This is a genomic window from Lysinibacillus sp. FSL K6-0075 (genome assembly GCF_038592945.1).
Classification (GTDB): Bacteria; Bacillota; Bacilli; order Bacillales_A; family Planococcaceae; genus Lysinibacillus; species Lysinibacillus fusiformis_F.
On the sequence record NZ_CP151947.1, the window covers coordinates 3,764,887 to 3,783,950 of the forward strand.

Genomic DNA, 19,064 nt, shown 5'->3' on the forward strand with positions numbered 1-19,064 from the left:
TTTAGTTACCCCCTGCTTTTGTTCCTTCCCATTTTTCTTCATCCAAATCATGATAATACCCTTCCCCCATGACGGAACGAAAAGCACATGATAGAATAGAGCGTTAGAGGAGTGAAATAAATGACAGAGATGAATTTTCCTTTTCCTTCAGAGGGGAAAAGATACTATACATGGAATCGCTATTTACGTAATCAATTTGGTCATAAAGTATTTAAAGTGGCATTAGACGCAGGCTTTGATTGCCCTAACCGTGATGGCATAGTCGCTTTTGGTGGCTGTACATTTTGCAGTGCTGCAGGTTCTGGTGATTTTGCTGGCAATAAGGTAGATCCAATCGATGTTCAATTTGCTGAAATCCGAGACAAAATGCATCAGAAATGGAAGGATGGCCAATACATGGCTTACTTCCAAGCTTACACAAATACACATGCTCCATTGCCAGTTTTAAAAGAAAAATTTGAAGCTGCTTTAGCGCAAGAAGGTGTTGTAGGTCTTTCTATTGCTACTCGTCCTGACTGTTTACCTGATGATGTTGTGGAATATTTAGCAGAGTTAAATGAGCGAACGTATTTATGGATTGAGCTTGGTCTTCAAACGGTGCATGAGAAAACGGCCAATCTTATTAATCGCGCCCATGATTATGCAACCTATGTAGAAGGCGTTGAAAAATTGCGTAAGCATGGCATTCGTGTTTGCTCACATATCATTAATGGTTTGCCTCTTGAAGACTATGACATGATGATGGAAACGGCACGAGCAGTCGCACAATTAGATGTCCAAGGCATTAAAATCCACTTACTTCATCTATTAAAAGGGACGCCCATGGTGAAGCAATATGAAAAAGGTATGCTAGAATTTTTAGATCAAGATGTGTATACAAAACTAGTAGCAGATCAATTAGAAATTTTACCACCAGAGATGGTCATTCATCGTATTACGGGTGATGGACCAATTGATTTAATGATTGGACCGATGTGGAGTGTCAATAAATGGGAAGTTTTGAATGGCATTGACGCTGAGCTTGAACGACGTGGTAGTTGGCAAGGGAAGTTTTATAAGGCTGAGGTTACGAAATGAAACTACAACGCGTTTTACAATATGCCCAGCAGCTACTAACGGATAGTATAGAAGAAGGAGATACGGTTGTTGATGCGACTGCAGGAAACGGTCATGACACGTTGTTTCTAGCACAACTTGTTGGGGATGAAGGACAAGTGTATGCCTTTGACGTCCAAAAAGAGGCGGTTGATGCGACACTCCTTCGACTTTTAGATCATGGTTTAGAACACCGCGCACTCGTTTTAAATAAAGGTCATGAAGAAGTCACACAGTTTGTACACAAGCCAGTAACTGCGGCTATTTTTAATCTTGGCTATTTACCTGGAAGCAACCATGATATTATTACAAGACCTAATACAACAATCCAAGCAATTGAAAATTTATTGAAGCTCTTGAAAGTGGGCGGTTTGATTGTTCTTGTTATTTATCATGGTCATCCAGGTGGAAAAGAAGAACGTGATAAGGTCATTGAATATGTAAGTCAGCTTCCACAAAAATATGTCCATGTCTTAAAATATGCATTTCTTAATCAACAAAATGATCCACCATTCGTCATTGCATTAGAGAAAATGAAAGAATATCCTATTTAATGATGACATGCTAAAAGGCGATCAACTAGTTTTATAGAAACTAGTTGATCGCCTTGCTCTTTATCTTTATCTACTTGTTATTACGTTTTTCATTATAGTCAATCCAGAAATCTGCACCTTTAATTCCTAGTTTACGAGGATCAAAGACTGGATCTTTTCCTTCTTTTTTCTGTTTCTCGTAATCTTTCAATGCGACAATAGCTGGTTTCATAATAATTAAAATAGCTATAACGTTAATCCAAACCATCAGACCAAGCCCTACATCGCCCATTGCCCACGCTAAACCAGACGTACGGATTGTACCATAGAAGGCTGCAACTAAAATGGCAATCTTCGCAATCCAAATGAAAATCTTTTCTGTACTACCTCTAAATAAATAAGCGACATTGGTTTCTGCAATATAGTAGTAAGCCATGATTGTTGTAAAGGCAAAGAAGAATAACGCAATGGCTACAAATGGAGCGCCAAAGCCAGGTAATGATGAGTCAACTGCATATTGTGTATACGCTGCACCTGCTTCAATACTTTTTGCAAAAGTCATTTGCTCATCGCCTGCTAATCCACCACTATTAAATTCTCCAACATGAATAAATGGATCTGCTCCTTCAGCTGCCTTCTCATCGTGTACATTGTACATACCAGTAAATAAAATCATAAATGCCGTAGCAGAACAAATTAATAATGTATCAATATACACAGATGCTGCTTGTACAATTCCTTGCTTAGCAGGATGCGATACTTCCGCAGCTGCTGCAGGGTGAGCCCCCGTTCCTTGACCAGCTTCATTGGAGTAAATTCCCCGTTTCACACCCCAAGCAATCGCTGAACCAATAATGCCGCCAAAAATTTCTTGAGCCCCAAAGGCACTAGAAAAAATTAAACCAAAAACTGTTGGTACTTGTGAAATATTCATAAAGATAATGACAATTGCCATAATGATATAAGCTAATGCCATAAACGGTACAATAATCTGGGCCGCATTTGCGATTGATTTAACACCCCCGATGATAATGGCACCTAATAAAACAACAATAATAAGTCCTGTGATCCATGTATCCAAACCGAAAGCGTTTTCAACAGCACCTGCAATGGCATTAGACTGCACACCAGGCATCAAAACTAACATTGCAATTAAAGCAGCCACAGCAAAAATTACTGCAAACCATTTTTGGCCCATTCCTTTTTCTATGTAAAAGGCCGGTCCACCACGATATTCTGTATCTTTCTCTTCTTTATAGATTTGAGCTAATGTTGACTCTACATACGCAGTTGCCGCACCAATGAAAGCGATTGCCCACATCCAAAAGACAGCACCAGGTCCCCCCATTCCAATCGCTGTCGCAGTACCAGCAATATTACCTGTACCTACACGTCCTGATAATGCGATAGACATTGCTTGGAATGAAGAGATTCCCTTTTCCGATTTTTCCCCTTTAAACATTAAAACAAACATATCTTTGATGTGTCGTACTTGTAGGAACCTCGTGATGATTGAGAAAAATAACCCAATCAATAAAATACCGTAAATAAACCATGGTCCCCATAAAATCCCATTCAATTTCTCCACAATTACATCCATTTTACCCCTCCAATTTTGAAATACCTTACTTTAAGTCATTATAGTATTACACTTTTCAGAAAATTACAATATTATTTTCAAGTAACAATATTTAAGTAAGTAACCTAGTAAATGGAAGGGTATAAAACTATTTAATTATATAACCAATTCTTCGAAGAGCATTATTAATAAAATCACGTATATACATAAAAATCTCTTCACGCTCTCCCTCATGAAATAAATTATGATAACAATTTTCCCATTCTTTAAACTGAAATTCCGTAAATTCTTGTTGATGTAGCCAGTTTCGAGTTTGGCGTGTGTCCGTAATTTTATCTTTCTCAGCCGTCATAATGAGCATAGGCATATTTGGCATTTCACCTTTAGGCAGCATCACTAAATTTTTCATCATCTGCTGAAGCTCTCGATACCATTTCACAGAAACAACAGACATGAGCGGTACATCATCTTTCATTTCTTCTCTACCTTCAACATTACGCGTTAATTTCTCTAAAGTAATGTCATGTGTCAATTTGACATTGGCTGTTAATGCACTTAAACTCGTTAAAGCATTTGTTAATTTACCTGGTAATAGCTTTAGTTGCAACCAAGGTGATGTTAAAATAATACCCGCACATTCATATTGCCTCTTTTGCATTGTATGGAGAATTAATGTTGCGCCTAGCCCATGCCCTATTACAAAAGTTGGTAAATTATATGAAAAAGCATTCTCAATCAGATTTCTTGTATATTTATTGTACAATTTGAAGTCCTCATCATGGACACGGGCAAACCTTGCATCCACCCCATGATTCGGTAAATCTCCCATGACTATGTGGAAGCCTTCCAATCTTAATTTTTCTATCAGCCATGCGTACCAACGGTGATTTTCATAAGCACCATGAAGAATAGCAATCACAGCTTTTGCTTGTCCATCAGCTTCCCATTTCCACATTTACATAGTCCTCCTAAAAAATAATTACACTTTAATTATAGCGAAATAAATAGCACATTTTAATTTTATATTTCCATAAAGTTGCGTATTTGATACGATAATACTACATTATAGAAAGAAAAGAGGCGATTTTCATGATTTATCCATTTAAAGATAAAATGCCAAAGATCGATCCGTCCGTTTTCATTGCTGATTACGCAACTGTTACGGGCGATGTAACAATTGGTGCCGAAACAACCATTTGGTTTAATACGGTTATTCGTGGTGATGTTTCCTCAACGATTATTGGTAAACGTGTCAGTATCCAGGATCTTTGCTGCTTACACCAAAGCCCAAAGTATCCGCTCATTATTGAAGATGAGGTAACAGTTGGACACCAAGTCACTTTACATAGTTGTACAATTCGCAAAAATGCCTTAATTGGTATGGGTTCCATTATTTTAGACGGAGCTGAGATTGGAGAAGGTGCATTTATTGGAGCAGGAAGCCTAGTACCTCCTGGTAAAGTCATTCCTCCGAATAGTTTAGCATTAGGCCGTCCAGCAAAAGTTGTCCGTGAATTAAATGCAGAAGATAAAGAGGATATGGAACGCATCGTACGAGAATACGCAGAAAAAGGTCAATACTATAAATCGCTTCAGAAATAACTAACATACACAAAAAATCAATACTAACGAAAAAATCCCTCGCGTTTCCGTGTAACGAATTTGTTCACGAATCCTAGCGAGGCATTTTTTGTAAAAAAACAAAAGGGGCAATGTTGCCCCTTTTCTTATTAATACATTAGAATAATTTTCTAACGACTTCATTACTTTAGTTCAATAGTTTATAAACGTGCTTTTTCTCGTAGTGCATCTGCTTTATCAATTTGTTCCCATGGTACATTTAAATCTGTACGACCAAAATGTCCATACGCAGCCGTTTGTTTATAAATTGGACGACGTAAATCAAGCATTTTAATGATACCTGCTGGGCGTAAATCGAATAGCTCGCGTACCCATTCTACGATCTCACTTTCTTTCGCTTTACCTGTACCAAATGTATCTACCGCAATAGAAACAGGCTGAGCTACGCCAATTGCATAGGCAAGTTGTACTTCAGCACGTTCTGCTAAGCCCGCTGCTACGATATTTTTCGCTACATAACGTGCCGCATATGCCGCTGAACGGTCTACCTTTGTTGCATCCTTACCAGAGAATGCACCACCACCGTGACGTGCATAACCACCGTATGTATCAACAATGATTTTACGTCCTGTTAAACCAGCATCTCCTTTTGGCCCACCGATTACGAAACGGCCAGTTGGGTTGATGAAGTATTTCGTGTTAGCATCTAATAATTCACTTGGCACGACTGGAGCAATAACAAATTCTTTTAAATCCGCTTGAATTTGTTCAAGTGTTGCTTCTTCATCATGCTGTGTTGAAATAACAATTGTATCCACGCGAACGGGTACATTATTGTCATCATATTCAATCGTTACTTGCGTTTTCCCATCAGGACGTAAATAGGCAAGTTCACCTGATTTACGTACTTCTGTTAAACGGCGTGCTAATTTGTGTGCTAAGCTAATTGGTAATGGCATTAGCTCTGGTGTTTCATTACATGCATAGCCAAACATTAAGCCTTGGTCACCAGCACCTATTGCTTCAATATCCGCATCTGTCATAGAGCCTTCACGTGCCTCTAATGCTTGATCAACACCTTGTGCAATATCAGGTGATTGTTCACCAATCGCCACAAGCACCGCTAAGTTTTCAGCATCAAAGCCATATTTACCTCGTGTGTAGCCTATTTCTGCTACAGTGTCACGAACAATACCTTTAATATCTACGTAAGTAGAGGTAGTAATTTCTCCTGCTACTAATACTAACCCTGTTGTTACAGTTGTTTCACACGCTACACGTGCATTTGGATCTTCTGCTAAAATAGCATCTAAAATGGCATCCGAGATTTGGTCACAAATCTTATCTGGATGTCCTTCTGTTACACTCTCTGATGTAAACAGTCGACGGTTTGTCATTTGGTTTTCCTCCTAAATACTCTTACAATAAGTAGTTGTGTATGAATACGGTACTCATTACCCATGTCAAGTCCGCTCCTAAGGATTGAACTCTCAAGCCGTTACTGCTGCTTTTAACACGAGGATTTCGAAAGATCCGTCATTATAATAAGGAAAGAACTACATATACTTACCTTTACATTGATTTTTAACAATAAAAAAATCCTTTTCTCACGTTACTTTACATGAGGAAAGGAATAATGACTGCGTAACCTTTCACTCTTATCGTTCAAGGGATGTTCCCTTGCATCAGGTTGGCACCAACGCATGTCGTGAAATAGTTCATGCAGGTTGCCGGGTTTCACAGGGCCTGACCCTCCACCAGCTCGGGATAAGAGTATCCGTTCAATCTCATGTTACTGAAAAGGTCGAACGTTGTCAAATATTTTCTTATGTATTACTGTATAAAAAGGAAAGAACAGATTAAACAAAAACTTTTCATACTTGGATGATGATGTAAATAGAAGCAAATTAATCCCTACAACATACCTAGCTACTTGTGGTAACATATGTGTGGCTCAATTTTCGCGCCTAATTACTGTAGGATTGATGGTATTCTACTCGAAAAACATTATTTTTTGTCAGTTTATTGAAAAGTGATAAAAACTCTAAAATAATTTCTTAATTAGTATAGATTATTTAAGCAATTGTGTTATACTATTTTTGAAATTAAGAAAAAATCCCTCTAAATCAAGGGAATACTATAAAAAAGGATGGTATTTAATCGATGAATTCAGTAGAAATTGCAAACGAACTGAAGGAATTATTAAACGGCGGTAACATTAATGTTCAACTTTCAGTACCACAATTAGCAGAAAAAGCTACCTCTCGTGGTGAAGCAATGTTAACAGTAGATGGCGCAGTTCGTGCAGAAACTGGCAAATACACTGGTCGTTCACCTAAAGATAAATATACGGTAGAAGAAGAAAGCACAAAAGATCAAATTGACTGGGGTAAAGTCAACCAACCAATCTCCTCTGAAGTGTTCGATAACCTATACGTAAAAGTAATAAAATATTTAAAAGAACGTGACGAGTTATTCGTATTCAAAGGCTTTGCAGGTGCTGACAAAGATTCACAATTAAGCATTCAAGTCATTAATGAATACGCTTGGCACAATCTTTTTGCTCATCAATTATTTATCCGTCCAACAGCAGATGAATTAGCTTCTCATGTTGCCGACTTCACTGTCATCTCAGCTCCTAACTTTAAAGCAGATCCTGCGGTTGATGGTACTGCTTCTGAAACATTCATCATCGTATCACTTGAAAAGAAAATTATCTTAATTGGTGGTACTGAATATGCTGGTGAAATGAAAAAATCTATCTTTGGTATCATGAACTACTTATTACCACAACAAGGTATTCTTTCCATGCACTGCTCAGCAAACGTTGGTGAAGCTGGCGATGTGGCATTATTCTTCGGTCTATCTGGTACTGGTAAAACGACATTATCAGCTGATCCAGATCGTAAGCTAATCGGTGACGATGAACACGGTTGGTCTGCTAATGGTGTGTTCAACATTGAGGGTGGTTGCTATGCTAAAACAATCAACCTTTCTGCTGAAAAAGAACCAGAAATCTACAATGCAATCCGCTTCGGCTCTGTTTTAGAAAACGTAGCTGTTGATCCAGAAACTCGTATTTGTGACTATGATGATGGTTCACTAACAGAAAATACACGTGTAGCTTATCCAATCCAATACATCGAAAATATTGTTGATCCTTCTGTTGCAGGTCATCCAAAAACAATCATCTTCCTAACAGCTGATGCATTTGGCGTGTTACCTCCAATCAGTAAATTAACAAAAGAGCAAGCAATGTATCACTTCCTAAGTGGTTTCACTTCTAAACTTGCTGGAACTGAACGTGGTGTTACTGAGCCAGAACCAGTATTCTCTACTTGCTTCGGTTCACCATTCCTTCCACTTCCTGCAACAGTATACGCAGAAATGTTAGGACAAAAAATTGACGAGCACGGCGCACAAGTATTCCTAGTGAACACTGGTTGGACTGGTGGCGAATATGGTACAGGTAGCCGTATGAAACTTTCTTACACACGTACAATGGTACGTGCAGCAATCGATGGTAAATTAGCAGGTGTTGAAACGACACAAGATGCTGTGTTTGGTTTACACATTCCAACAGCGGTTGAAGGTGTACCTTCAGAAGTGTTAAACCCTCGTGAAGCTTGGGCAGATAAAGCTGCATATGATGCAAAAGCTGCTGAGCTTGCAGGCTTATTCAACGAAAACTTCAAAAAATTCTCAAACGTTTCTGAAGCTATCACTACACTTGGTGGCCCATTAAAATAACGACTAAATAAAAGACAAAGGGAACAAATTATTCGTTCCCTTTGTCTTTTTGTTTTCTTCTATGCTTTATTGTTGTTTCATCCACTTGCAAAGAGCACGAACAGTTTCACGATTTTTTGCTGGTGGATATTGATGTGCGTAGTTAAGATCATACCACGTTTCGAATGATTTATTTGCATCCTCTAAAAAAAATGCCAATTGTCTGGCATGTTCTATATCCACATTTTCATCACGATAGCCATGAATGATCAGTACAGGGGCTGTTATCTGCTCTATCTCAAATAGTGGCGTTCGCGCATCATACGCTTCTGGGACACGATTCGGTGTTCCTCCAATAATGCGCTTCATCATCCTTCGCATATCTGTGCGTTCCCAATAAGTGGCCGTTGCATCCGAAACACCTGCCCATGTCACAACAGAAGTAATATCCTTTCTTAAAATGGCTGTCCAAAGAGCCATAATTCCCCCACGAGAAAAGCCAAAAACATGTATATTGTCATTACAGTATTGCTTAAGTACATCTACGGCATAGACAGCATCATAACGATCTGCCCCTGCAAACTCGTCGCGACCCTCTCCACCACGATTTCCACGATAGTATGGGGCAAAGACGATAAAGCCCTGCGCCGCAAATTGGGCAATACGAGAGGGTCTTACCATCCCAATGCTTTGCATGCCGCCTCTTAAATATAAAAAGCCATCATATGTACCTTCTGTCTTTGGTTCCGCTAATAATCCTTTTATACGTAAACCCTGTGATAGATAGGTTATTTCTGTTAGTCGTATTGCTGGATTGGGTGAGGGATAGGCACGTTTTTCCACAATTTCACCATTGTATGTCACGGTCTTTCAACTCCTCCAGCATTTTCTTCATTCCCTCATCCTTCATATGAAAACTCAAGTTAGGATGCTGGGTAAATTCTTCATCTGTTAACCAAAGCATGCCTGACGTTTCTAAATCAAATTCGATGTCCTCTTGCGCTAAAAATTGTGCAGTGAAAACGGTTTTACAAAAAACGATTTCATCATGCACTGCATACTCTGCGAACCATTGAAGATTTTTCACATGAACACCCGTTTCTTCAAAAACTTCTCGAATCGCCGCCTCCTCTAATGTTTCGCCTTCTTCTAATTTCCCCCCTGGTACTTCTACACCACGTCGTTTATGGACCGTACATAACCATTTATTTTCATGCTTTAAAAGGACAAGGACGTGTTTAGGTTCTACTTTAAATTCGCCTCTTGTAAAACTCAAATCTACTTGTAGGCCATGTAAATCTGTAAATGTTAACATCTCTTCAACCTCACGTTCTTTCTTGTTGCAAAACAAAAGTTACTCTCTTCTTCATTACTTCTATATTTATGGACAGAATTTAATCATCATTCCTATTCCTATTCCTATTCCTATTCCTATTCCTATCTATAATAACTATAGTGTAATTCTACAAAGACAAGCAACTCTAAACTACAGTCTGGTAAAGCATGTAAAAAAGCGTGCTTCCTAGGAAGACACGCTTTTCCATAGTGTTGAAAAACAAAACAGTCGATTGAAAGGTAGAAATGGATTTCCGTTGCAGGCTACTTGCTTTCCTGTGGGCGAGCGCCGAGCTGCTTCCTCTGCTACCGCTCCGTGCAGGGGCTCACCTGTCTCGCTATGATCTGACCCCAAAAATATAAACTTTTTTACGAAGCTTTTCGATACTCAACGGGACTTTTTCCGTTGAGTTTTCTTTTAATCCGCTCATGATTGTAATAGTAAATATACTCTGCTAATGCTTTTGTAAATTCTACATAGTTTTTAAACGTAGTTGTGTACAGAAATTCTGATTTCAGAATACCAAAAAAGCTTTCTATCACGGCATTATCTAAACAATTTCCTTTCCGTGACATACTTTGCTTGATTTCATGTGTTGCCAATAACGCTTTAAAACGTGGTATTTGATATAACCATCCTTGATCAGAATGAATGATTAAGCCACTCTTTTTCGATAACTTTGTATACATAAACGCCTTTTTAAAAGACTGTTGAACTAACTCAAAATTAGGTGATTTTGATACCTCATATCCAACGATCTCTCGATTGAATAAATCTAATACAGCCGATACGTAGATTTTTTGACCGTTTATTTTAAACTCTGTGACATCGGTTACCCATTTCTGATTGGGTGCAGAGGCTTCAAAATCACGTTGGAAGACATTCTCTGCGACATAGCCGACTGTTCCTTTATACGAACGATATTTTTTAGGGCGTACTGTCCCTTTTAAGCCCAATTCTTTCATCAATCGTTGGACCGTTTTATGGTTGATGAAAATCCCTTCATTTCGGAGGGCAAGACAAATACGACGATAGCCATAACGCCCCTTATGGTGATGAAAAAGTATCTGGATTCGTTCTTTAATCGCCTGATATTTATCTGGTTTTACCCATTTTTGAAGATGATAATAATACGTACTTTTCTTAAGTTTCGCGACTTTTAATAGAGCTTGAAGTGGAAATTCCAGCCTTAGCTCATACACAGCTCTCACTTTTTCTTTGGTTTGAAGGCTTCCTTTTCTTGAACTAAGGCTTTCAACTTTTTTAAATAGGCATTTTCCATCCGTAAATACTCAATTTCCGCTTTTAACTCTTCCGTTGTTTTTTCATTTAAATCGGACGAAGGTGGTTGTTTTTTTGGCATTGATCGGTGCTCCTTTTCTATTTGATAGAGCACCTCTCCAGCCTTAGACATCCATTGTTTTTTCCATCTCCGAATGGTTTCACGAGAAGGAATATTAAACTTCGCAGCAGTCTGAAGGAGCGAATCGCCCGTCTCTATCAGGTGTTGAATTACTTTTATTTTAAAAGAATCTTCGTAATTCGTGAACCCTTGAGGACGAATAATTCCTTCAATGCCATGATAGCGATATAATTCAATCCATAATCGAATGTACTGTCGATCCCTCTTTAATCGATTGGCAATCTGATACGTACTTTCCTTTTCTTCAATGTAAGCTAGAACTGCGGCTAACTTTTGTTCATCAGAAATCACTAACTGCACCCCCTATATTAAATTTTTCAAGTCCAATATTTTGGGTGCAGTTCACTATCCCACGGGAGTCAAGTAGCCTTCCACTCCAATCCCATAAATATTTAACTTTTTAGCAAAGGTTTTCAGATAAAGTAAAGGTGTTCCCTACTCTTTATTGAGGGGTGTTGTCATACATCACTTCTCCACATTGAAAATAAAAATCCTATCCCCCTAAGAATACAGGTATTGGGCTATTTGATTGCTATGCTAGTATGAAAAATAGTAAAGACACTTTGCAGAATGGTTGATTGGAGTGGAGCCAGCGTTACTCCTAGGGGATTTTGCGTCACTGATGAGACCCTGGAGCGAACGGAAGTGAGTGAAGCGGCTCATCGGACGCCCCCTGGAAAGGACGCTGGCGGAACGGAAATCAACCCCTCACCTTGCTAAAAGGTCTTTTTCTGCTAGTGACATGATCTTTTTTCAACAACATAGAAAAGCGTGCTTCCTAGGAAGACACGCTTTTCTTTAAATTACTTGCTGACCGTCAAAGTAGACGATAGGGCTTTTCACAACACAGTCGATATGAACATCTGACGCATTGGCTCCACCGAATGGCGCATTACTGCCAAAAGCAATATGGATTGTCCCATATACCTTCTCATCCTCTAATACATTGCCACATAGGATGGCACTTTTATTGGCTCCGATGCCAAACTCTGCAATGATTCTACCATTTCCTTCACCAAGTAAGGCCAGTAGACGTGGACCATCAGGACCAATTGCTTCTTCTAAACGACCATTCTTAATTTTTAATAATAATGGCTCCTTTAAGACACCGATATTAGCAATAGAACCATCTACTAAAATCTCTCCATTTGCAGATGTTTCAATTGGCGCAATATATGATTCTCCTGAAGGAATGTTCCCGTACTCACCAGGTTGACGAATAACACCTGTGGATCGAATTCCTAAACGGCCTTCTACACTAAATGTCAGCTCATGGCCATCCTTGACAATGCGAATATCTTTTGCCGTATCAAGTAAAAGGACATATTTTTCTACCATGGCTTCAATCTCCTGTGCATCTGCATGAAGGGCACCTTGCTCCAGCATCTCCAATGTCACACCTGGCATTGTCGCTACACGTCCGCCCTTTTCACAGGCATATTTACGAGCCATTGTATGTGTTAAGGAGTGGGAGGTAATACAAAGTGTAACATCCGCATTCGCCATAAGCTCAGAAACTGCATGGATGGGCTCCTGTCCAGATTTGTCTAACAGGGGCATCACCATGAGCATTGTATTTGCTGTAATTGACAGTCCAGCTTCATAAAAGATTTTTGCGATGTCTTGTTTGTGACTATCTGTCAAAATTAATAGTGACTCTGATGATTGAACATTTAAATTGCCTTTTAAAACATTTAGTGCAATGTCATGTAAATGCTGCATAATAGGACTCCTTAATTAAAATTCAAATGATATCTACGAATAATTCCTTCTATTTCATTTCTAGCTTCCGTCAGAGGTCCCAAAAACTCTGGAACACGTTGCTCTGTAAAACGATAGATTGGTCCAGAAACGGTAATAGATGCTACGACCTGTTCTTCACTATTGAATATAGGCATAGCTAGCGCCAATACATCAACAGAATACTCACTATTACTAAGGGCATAGCCGCATGATCGAATTTTTTCTAGCTCTGCCCGTATTTCTGTAGCATCTGTCATCGTATTATTCGTATAAGCTGTTAACGGTTCATCTATGACCTTTGCAATTTGCTCTTCATTTAAAAAAGCAAGCATCGAACGATAAGATGCTCCTACATAAAGTGGCGATCTACTTCCTCTTGAAACTGTAAATTTCACCTTATTTACAGGTTCTGCTTTTAGTAAAGTTAACGCTTCCAGTCCATTCAGTACGGTAAAAATGGCTGTTTCGCCAGTGACATCCTTTAATTTATCAAGAACTGGCATACATAGCTGATCTATGTTTAATGAATCATACATATTCATACCTATTTCCCATAATGCTATACCAAGTGAATATTTTTTCGTTATAGGATCTTTTGTAATAAACCCATTATTTTCGAAGGTTTCAAGAATGCGATATAAATTTGTATGATTCATATTCATCGCCAGTGCTAACTCTCGTCCACCCCATGTTGGCTTTTCCTTTGTAAACATTTTTAAAACCGCAATTGATAAATTTAATGTCTTTAGCATATCTCTCATCCTTCTGATCTATTTATCTGTACAAACGGCTGCAAATCTCTCTCTTAAGGGGGAAATAATCGACAGATTTAGCAGCCGTCAGCACCTGATATCACTTTATCAAAAGTAAGAGAGTAGCTAATCTCTTACTTTTGATATAGGAAATCAACAGCAGCAGTTATATAAACTTTTGCACAGCGTACGATATCCTCAACACGCACTTTTTCATTATAACCATGAATACTTGGTAAATAAGCTGGGCCGTATTGCAATACAGGAATATCGTATTGTCTGAAATGACGAGCATCACTGCTTGCCCATTGCATGACACCATATGCCTCTTGCCCTGTGACGTACGAAATATTTTCCACTATCGATTGGCACACAGGATTTTCAGCAGGCGTATAATTGGCTACACTTTTGAAGCCAAAACGTTGGATCGAATAATCGATAGCCAAACCATCTAGTTTATTTGTCAAGATTTCTGTTACCTCTTCTTGTGTAATACCAAATGGTAAGCGACAATCGACTTGAACCTTACAGTAATCTGGGATTACGTTGGACTTCGTACCTCCCTCAATTGTACCAATATTTACAGTAATTTTCTCTAAAACTTCTTGATATTTCAAGCGATCTTTCTCCACTTCACGCATGTATTTTTTTGATACCTCGATAAGTGGCTGTACCTCTTCTGGAATCGTAATTTCTACATCCCATAGTGTACGAATCTCTTGAATAGCTCGAATAGCATCGACAATGGCATTTCGTCCAGCCAAAGGTGATAGACTTCCATGTCCAGGTTCCCCACGCACTTCTAATTCAAACCAGTAGGAGCCCTTTTGTCCAATTGTTGGATTTAAAGGTGAAGATGGCTCAGCGATTAAACAACCATCTCCCTGCACATAGCCGCGCTCTAACAGCCAAGGAACACCAAACTCGCCGCCCGTTTCTTCATCTGGTACAATCGCCAAAGTTAATTTCCCTGGTAGTTCAATGTTCAGTTTCTTTAATAGCTTTGTTGCAAAAATAATACCCGCTAAACCGGCTTTCATATCACTTGCTCCACGGCCAAGCATCCAGCCATCCTTCACTTCTCCTGAAAACGGATCAAAATCCCATTTTGATAAATCACCGACAGGAACAACATCTGTATGACCACAATAAACGAGTTCCTTTCCTTCACCATTCCCAATGGAAGCTACTAAATTAAACATTTTATCTGCAGCTTCATATTTTTGATAAGTAATGCCAACATCATTTAAATAGTTTTCGATAAAAGCTGTTATTTCAGTCGTATCCCCCGGAGGATTGACACTAGGAATTTGAATAAGTTTCGAGCAAAACGCTATCAATTCATCTTGATGATTTTCAACTGCATCTACTAATTGAGCTTTAAGTGCTTGTAAATCATTCATGTGTGTGTACCTCGTTTCCTTTCGTTTGTAAGTGACTCATGCTACCATATAAGCCTTTCATATGTGTAAATTGTGTTTCATCAAAGAAAGAGCATTTATTAGCACCATAAGTTTTTGCTACCTCTAATACAAATCGCACAACATTTTCTACATCCGTGACATGCGTTGCACCTGTTGCACAGCCTGCCACAACAGATTCAGTTGTAATCGCTACACCTACAACAGGGCTAGATGTTGCAACAGCCGGTTGTAAAATACTATTGATATGGAATAAACCATTACCATATGGTGTAATGTCTTGCATCGTAATCGGTAGAACAACTGGAGAAATGCCAGCTGATTGTGTATACACTTGCAATAAATCATCACTAATTTTTAATATGTAACCTTCTTTGACTGTTGGCGTAATAGCAAATCCTTTATGGTTACATACTTGATTGCCTTTTGTTGTATCAATGGATAGAATAGCATCCATTGTATCTTCTACTTCATTTTCGTTCATGACACTAATATCCACTGGAGAGTTCATAAATGGCACTGGCTCATGTGGTAAGGTTGGAGCTGTTGGACAAATATGTGTGGAGAAAATAACGTCACCCTCTAATTGATCACCCTTTAAGGCCATATCAATAGCTTTTGCTGCCCCTGCCAAACATGCCAGTGCGCCATCTCCATCTGATACAAAGCCTGTCATTTCAGGACGCGCCCCAATACCACCTAAGCGTCCAATAATTCCTAATGTAGGTGCATTCCCGCCTGAGGATTTGCCGTTCTTTCCTTTCACGAGGACGCGAACAAAATCAGTTGAGCCGCTTTCGCCTTGAATAGTTTTTACCTTGACATCTGCTGTGGAATCAATATTGTGTAAATATTCTTTAATCGTGGCTCCGTTTACATAAATACTATCCATTACCTCGTATAATTCAATAACATGCTTCAATGACATAATCAGTCCGCTCCTTTTTCTGCTTCAATAAAATTTACATTTCGTTAAATCGATGATACTTCTTGCTGTATTGACGTAAATAAATGACATGATACTTGATGTGTAGCTGTTACTGTATCAAGTGTCGGTTGAACGTCTGCACATTTTTCTGTAGCGAAACGACAACGCTTATGGAATGCACAGCCACTAGGAGGATTTACTGGGCTTGGAACATCGCCAGATAAAATAATGCGTTCCTTTTTATCAAAAGGATTTTCCTTAGGAATGGCTGATAACAAGGCTTGTGTATAGGGATGTTGAGGGTTTTCATATATTTCCTTGTATGTGCCAATTTCCACTATTTTCCCTAAATACATGACGGCAATCCGATCACACATGTAGTTCACGACATTTAAATCATGTGAAATAAAAATATAGGTTAAGCCGAATTCTTTCTGTAAATCTTTTAATAGATTGATCACCTGTGCCTGTACAGAGACATCTAATGCTGAAACAGGTTCATCACATACAACAATATCTGGATTGAGTGCAAGGGCCCGAGCAATATTAATGCGTTGTCTTTGTCCACCAGAAAACTCATGTGGATGGCGCTTTGCATGGTATGCACTTAATCCAACTGTTTCAAGTAATTCAATAACACGCTTTTTACGTGATGCCTCATCACCAATACCATGGATAACTAGTGGCTCAGCAATAAGGTATTCAATCGTTTTCCGAGGATCGAGTGATGCATAAGGATTTTGGAAAACCATTTGTATGGATTTTCGAGCAACGCGGATATCTTTTGTATTTAAGCTTGCTAAATCTGTCCCCTTAAATTCAACCATTCCCTCTGTTGGTGAGATTAGCTGGTTGATTAAACGAGCAACCGTCGATTTACCACAACCCGATTCGCCCACAATCCCCAGTGTCTCCCCTTTATATAATTCAAAACTTACACCATCTACCGCTTTCACAAATTGTGTTGATTTTTTAAAAGGAATTGAACTTTTAATGGGAAAGTGCTTTTTTAAATTACTTACCTTTAAGACAAGTTCATTGTGCTGTTGCATTAAAAATTCCCTCCTTCCTTGCGACAATTCGATCTTTTGCTTGTAAATGACAGGCTACAAAATGGTTGTCCTGTACTTCCACTAAATCAGGCACCGTACTACGACAAATATCTGTTGCTAAAGGGCAGCGTGCTGAGAAGTGACAACCACTATGTGGCATCGTTAAATCTGGCGGGCTACCTGGAATGGCTGGCAACCTTTGTTGCTCTTGTGTCCCCATTGTAATTTGAGACTCTAATAATCCCCACGTATAGGGATGTAACGGTTTTTCATAGAGCTGTCTTGTTGTAGTAGACTCTACTGTACGACCTGCATACATAACATTTACTTTGTCACATAGTTCCCAAACCACACCTAAATCGTGCGTAATCATAATGATGGCTGTATCGTGTTCTTGTTGTAACTTTTTCATTAAATCAAGAATTTGAGCTTGTACAGTGACATCCAGTGCAGTTGTTGGCTCATCGGCAATGAGTAGTTTCGGGTTACAAGCAAGGGCAATAGCAATCATGACACGCTGACGCATTCCTCCTGAAAATTCGTGAGGATACATTTTTAATCGTTTCTCTGGCTCAGGAATACCAACCATTTTTAACATATCAACGGCTTTGATAGCTGCATCTTTCTTCGATATTGTTTCATGTGCTTGAATGACTTCAATAATTTGATTGCCCACCGTTAATACAGGATTCAAACTTGTAATTGGATCTTGGAAAATCATTGATATGTCATTGCCTCGCACATTGCGCATTTCCTTTTCAGAAATTCCTATTAAATCGCGGCCATTAAATAGAATTTTTCCATTCGTTATTTTTCCTGGCGGAGATGGAATTAAACGCATGAGAGCAGTGGCTGTCACACTTTTTCCTGATCCTGACTCTCCCACAATACCTAGTGTTTCCTTCTTATTTAATTGTAAATTTACTCCATTAACAGCTTTCATTGTAGAGCCGCCACTTTTAAATTCTACTGTTAAGTTTTCTACATCTAGTAAACGTTCAGTCATGACTCCACCCCCTTCCATTAAACTTTCATTTTCGGATCTAATGCATCGCGCAATCCATCCCCTAAAAGGTTAATCCCAAGAACTGTTAATAAAATACAGATGCCTGAAAATGTCGCCATTTGGGGATTTAATACTAAAAAGTCTTTACCATCTTTTAAAATACTGCCCCATGAAGCTGTCGGTGGTTGAACGCCTAATCCTAAAAAGCTAAGGGCAGCCTCTGAAATAATAGCGCCAGCTGTACTCATCGTTCCATAGACAATTAAAGGAGCTAAACAGTTCGGTAATATATGGCTAAAAATGATTCTCGTATGTGTAGCACCTAAAGAATGCGTCACTTCAACGAATTCTTCCTCTTTTACACTTAAAACCTGTCCACGAACAAGTCGTGCGAAACCTGGAATATTAGCAATACCAATCGCAACAATAACGTTGACAAGTCCTTGCCCTAAAACCGTCATTAACGTAATAGCTAGTAAAATAAACGGAAATGCGAAAAGACCATCCATTGTGCGCATGATGATCGAATCAATGCGACCACCAAAATACCCTGCTACTAAACCTAACAGTGTGCCAAATACAGCACCAAATAGCACCGCTGCAATCCCAACAATCATCGATATGCGTGTACCGTAAACTAAGCGACTAAACAGATCACGGCCATAGTTATCTGTTCCTAGCAAATGTCCCTCTGTATTCATTGGTAAAAATGATTTACCGACAATCATTTCATTCGGTGGATGGGTAGCAATCAATGGGGCAAAAATAGCAACAATGCCCATTAAGGTGACAATGATTAACCCAATTGTCGCTAATTTATTTTTTAGCAACTTGCGCAATAACGTATTTCTTTTTCTCGTTTCATTGACGATTGCTTGAGTCATTG

Annotated in this window: 18 protein-coding genes and 1 riboswitch; of the genes, 4 read left to right on the forward strand and 14 right to left on the reverse strand. The window is 38.9% G+C overall.

Annotated features, from left to right (window positions below):
• The first annotated feature begins 120 nt into the window (after nt 1-120).
• Together MHB65_RS18530 and MHB65_RS18535 are read left to right on the forward strand one after the other, a co-directional pair.
• Nucleotides 121-1,077, forward strand: coding sequence for a TIGR01212 family radical SAM protein (locus tag MHB65_RS18530; protein WP_342441331.1), 957 nt, complete (start codon nt 121-123; stop codon nt 1,075-1,077).
• Nucleotides 1,074-1,649 (forward strand): class I SAM-dependent methyltransferase, encoded by a 576-nt coding sequence (locus tag MHB65_RS18535; RefSeq protein ID WP_342441332.1) that lies wholly within the window; start codon nt 1,074-1,076, stop codon nt 1,647-1,649. Before MHB65_RS18530 ends, MHB65_RS18535 begins: the two co-directional genes overlap by 4 nt.
• 70 nt (nt 1,650-1,719) lie before the next feature.
• Here MHB65_RS18535 and MHB65_RS18540 read toward each other — a convergent pair whose 3' ends face one another.
• Nucleotides 1,720-3,228 carry an alanine/glycine:cation symporter family protein gene (locus MHB65_RS18540; RefSeq protein WP_342441333.1) on the reverse strand — a complete coding sequence of 503 codons (1,509 nt, stop codon included), beginning with the start codon at nt 3,226-3,228 and terminating at the stop codon, nt 1,720-1,722.
• A 127-nt stretch (nt 3,229-3,355) separates the two neighbouring features.
• Nucleotides 3,356-4,162, reverse strand: a complete 807-nt coding sequence (locus MHB65_RS18545) for an alpha/beta hydrolase (protein ID WP_205445104.1) — start codon at nt 4,160-4,162, stop codon at nt 3,356-3,358.
• A 134-nt stretch (nt 4,163-4,296) separates the two neighbouring features.
• Between MHB65_RS18545 and MHB65_RS18550 the strand changes: the two genes are divergently transcribed.
• Nucleotides 4,297-4,809 (forward strand): gamma carbonic anhydrase family protein, encoded by a 513-nt coding sequence (locus MHB65_RS18550; protein WP_342441334.1) that lies wholly within the window; start codon nt 4,297-4,299, stop codon nt 4,807-4,809.
• A 179-nt stretch (nt 4,810-4,988) separates the two neighbouring features.
• On the opposite strand, the gene metK is transcribed toward MHB65_RS18550, so the two are convergent.
• Nucleotides 4,989-6,185 (reverse strand): methionine adenosyltransferase, encoded by a 1,197-nt coding sequence (gene metK / locus MHB65_RS18555; protein WP_205445107.1) that lies wholly within the window; start codon nt 6,183-6,185, stop codon nt 4,989-4,991.
• A gap of 258 nt (nt 6,186-6,443) precedes the next feature.
• A riboswitch (SAM riboswitch) is annotated at nt 6,444-6,562 on the reverse strand.
• Between the two features lie 389 nt (nt 6,563-6,951).
• Here metK and pckA point away from each other — a divergent pair.
• Complete coding sequence (pckA, locus tag MHB65_RS18560) at nt 6,952-8,538, forward strand: phosphoenolpyruvate carboxykinase (ATP) (RefSeq protein WP_205445109.1); 1,587 nt, start codon at nt 6,952-6,954, stop codon at nt 8,536-8,538.
• Nucleotides 8,539-8,604: 66 nt separating this feature from the next.
• Here pckA and MHB65_RS18565 read toward each other — a convergent pair whose 3' ends face one another.
• The 11 genes from MHB65_RS18565 to MHB65_RS18615 form a co-directional block, all read right to left on the reverse strand.
• Entirely contained in the window at nt 8,605-9,381 is a 777-nt protein-coding gene (locus MHB65_RS18565) for a prolyl oligopeptidase family serine peptidase (RefSeq protein ID WP_205445111.1), read from the reverse strand.
• Nucleotides 9,365-9,832, reverse strand: a complete 468-nt coding sequence (locus tag MHB65_RS18570) for an NUDIX domain-containing protein (protein ID WP_342443768.1) — start codon at nt 9,830-9,832, stop codon at nt 9,365-9,367. The genes MHB65_RS18565 and MHB65_RS18570 overlap by 17 nt, the downstream gene beginning before the upstream one ends.
• A gap of 389 nt (nt 9,833-10,221) precedes the next feature.
• Complete coding sequence (locus tag MHB65_RS18575; protein ID WP_342440641.1) at nt 10,222-11,064, reverse strand: IS3 family transposase; 843 nt, start codon at nt 11,062-11,064, stop codon at nt 10,222-10,224.
• Nucleotides 11,061-11,567 (reverse strand): helix-turn-helix domain-containing protein, encoded by a 507-nt coding sequence (locus MHB65_RS18580; RefSeq protein ID WP_342440642.1) that lies wholly within the window; start codon nt 11,565-11,567, stop codon nt 11,061-11,063. The genes MHB65_RS18575 and MHB65_RS18580 overlap by 4 nt, the downstream gene beginning before the upstream one ends.
• A gap of 507 nt (nt 11,568-12,074) precedes the next feature.
• Nucleotides 12,075-12,998, reverse strand: coding sequence for an aminopeptidase (locus MHB65_RS18585; RefSeq protein WP_342441335.1), 924 nt, complete (start codon nt 12,996-12,998; stop codon nt 12,075-12,077).
• Nucleotides 12,999-13,009: 11 nt separating this feature from the next.
• The gene (locus MHB65_RS18590) at nt 13,010-13,771 is read right to left on the reverse strand and encodes an IclR family transcriptional regulator (protein ID WP_205445114.1); all 762 of its coding nucleotides are present in this window, start codon (nt 13,769-13,771) and stop codon (nt 13,010-13,012) included.
• A 134-nt stretch (nt 13,772-13,905) separates the two neighbouring features.
• Nucleotides 13,906-15,174, reverse strand: coding sequence for an ArgE/DapE family deacylase (locus MHB65_RS18595; protein WP_205445116.1), 1,269 nt, complete (start codon nt 15,172-15,174; stop codon nt 13,906-13,908).
• Complete coding sequence (locus MHB65_RS18600; RefSeq protein WP_205445117.1) at nt 15,167-16,120, reverse strand: DUF1177 domain-containing protein; 954 nt, start codon at nt 16,118-16,120, stop codon at nt 15,167-15,169. The genes MHB65_RS18595 and MHB65_RS18600 overlap by 8 nt, the downstream gene beginning before the upstream one ends.
• Nucleotides 16,121-16,164: 44 nt before the next feature.
• The gene (locus tag MHB65_RS18605; RefSeq protein WP_342441336.1) at nt 16,165-17,172 is read right to left on the reverse strand and encodes a dipeptide ABC transporter ATP-binding protein; all 1,008 of its coding nucleotides are present in this window, start codon (nt 17,170-17,172) and stop codon (nt 16,165-16,167) included.
• Nucleotides 17,156-18,178, reverse strand: a complete 1,023-nt coding sequence (locus tag MHB65_RS18610) for an ABC transporter ATP-binding protein (RefSeq protein WP_205445120.1) — start codon at nt 18,176-18,178, stop codon at nt 17,156-17,158. The genes MHB65_RS18605 and MHB65_RS18610 overlap by 17 nt, the downstream gene beginning before the upstream one ends.
• A gap of 17 nt (nt 18,179-18,195) precedes the next feature.
• On the reverse strand, nt 18,196-19,062 hold the full coding sequence (locus MHB65_RS18615) for an ABC transporter permease (protein WP_205445122.1): 867 nt from the start codon (nt 19,060-19,062) through the stop codon (nt 18,196-18,198).
• Nucleotides 19,063-19,064: the final 2 nt, after the last annotated feature.

Bases quoted from the DNA above. Each gene is read 5' to 3' on its own strand.
- MHB65_RS18615 (WP_205445122.1), bottom strand. From the start codon at position 19,062: ATGACTCAAGCAATCGTCAATGAAACGAGAAAAAGAAATACGTTATTG.
- MHB65_RS18600 (WP_205445117.1), bottom strand. From the start codon at position 16,120: ATGTCATTGAAGCATGTTATTGAATTATACGAGGTAATGGATAGTATT.
- MHB65_RS18590 (WP_205445114.1), bottom strand. From the start codon at position 13,771: ATGCTAAAGACATTAAATTTATCAATTGCGGTTTTAAAAATGTTTACA.
- MHB65_RS18540 (WP_342441333.1), bottom strand. From the start codon at position 3,228: ATGGATGTAATTGTGGAGAAATTGAATGGGATTTTATGGGGACCATGG.
- MHB65_RS18585 (WP_342441335.1), bottom strand. From the start codon at position 12,998: ATGCAGCATTTACATGACATTGCACTAAATGTTTTAAAAGGCAATTTA.
- MHB65_RS18545 (WP_205445104.1), bottom strand. From the start codon at position 4,162: ATGTGGAAATGGGAAGCTGATGGACAAGCAAAAGCTGTGATTGCTATT.
- MHB65_RS18610 (WP_205445120.1), bottom strand. From the start codon at position 18,178: ATGACTGAACGTTTACTAGATGTAGAAAACTTAACAGTAGAATTTAAA.
- MHB65_RS18530 (WP_342441331.1), top strand. From the start codon at position 121: ATGACAGAGATGAATTTTCCTTTTCCTTCAGAGGGGAAAAGATACTAT.
- pckA (WP_205445109.1), top strand. From the start codon at position 6,952: ATGAATTCAGTAGAAATTGCAAACGAACTGAAGGAATTATTAAACGGC.
- metK (WP_205445107.1), bottom strand. From the start codon at position 6,185: ATGACAAACCGTCGACTGTTTACATCAGAGAGTGTAACAGAAGGACAT.
- MHB65_RS18535 (WP_342441332.1), top strand. From the start codon at position 1,074: ATGAAACTACAACGCGTTTTACAATATGCCCAGCAGCTACTAACGGAT.
- MHB65_RS18605 (WP_342441336.1), bottom strand. From the start codon at position 17,172: ATGCAACAGCACAATGAACTTGTCTTAAAGGTAAGTAATTTAAAAAAG.
- MHB65_RS18570 (WP_342443768.1), bottom strand. From the start codon at position 9,832: ATGTTAACATTTACAGATTTACATGGCCTACAAGTAGATTTGAGTTTT.
- MHB65_RS18595 (WP_205445116.1), bottom strand. From the start codon at position 15,174: ATGAATGATTTACAAGCACTTAAAGCTCAATTAGTAGATGCAGTTGAA.
- MHB65_RS18550 (WP_342441334.1), top strand. From the start codon at position 4,297: ATGATTTATCCATTTAAAGATAAAATGCCAAAGATCGATCCGTCCGTT.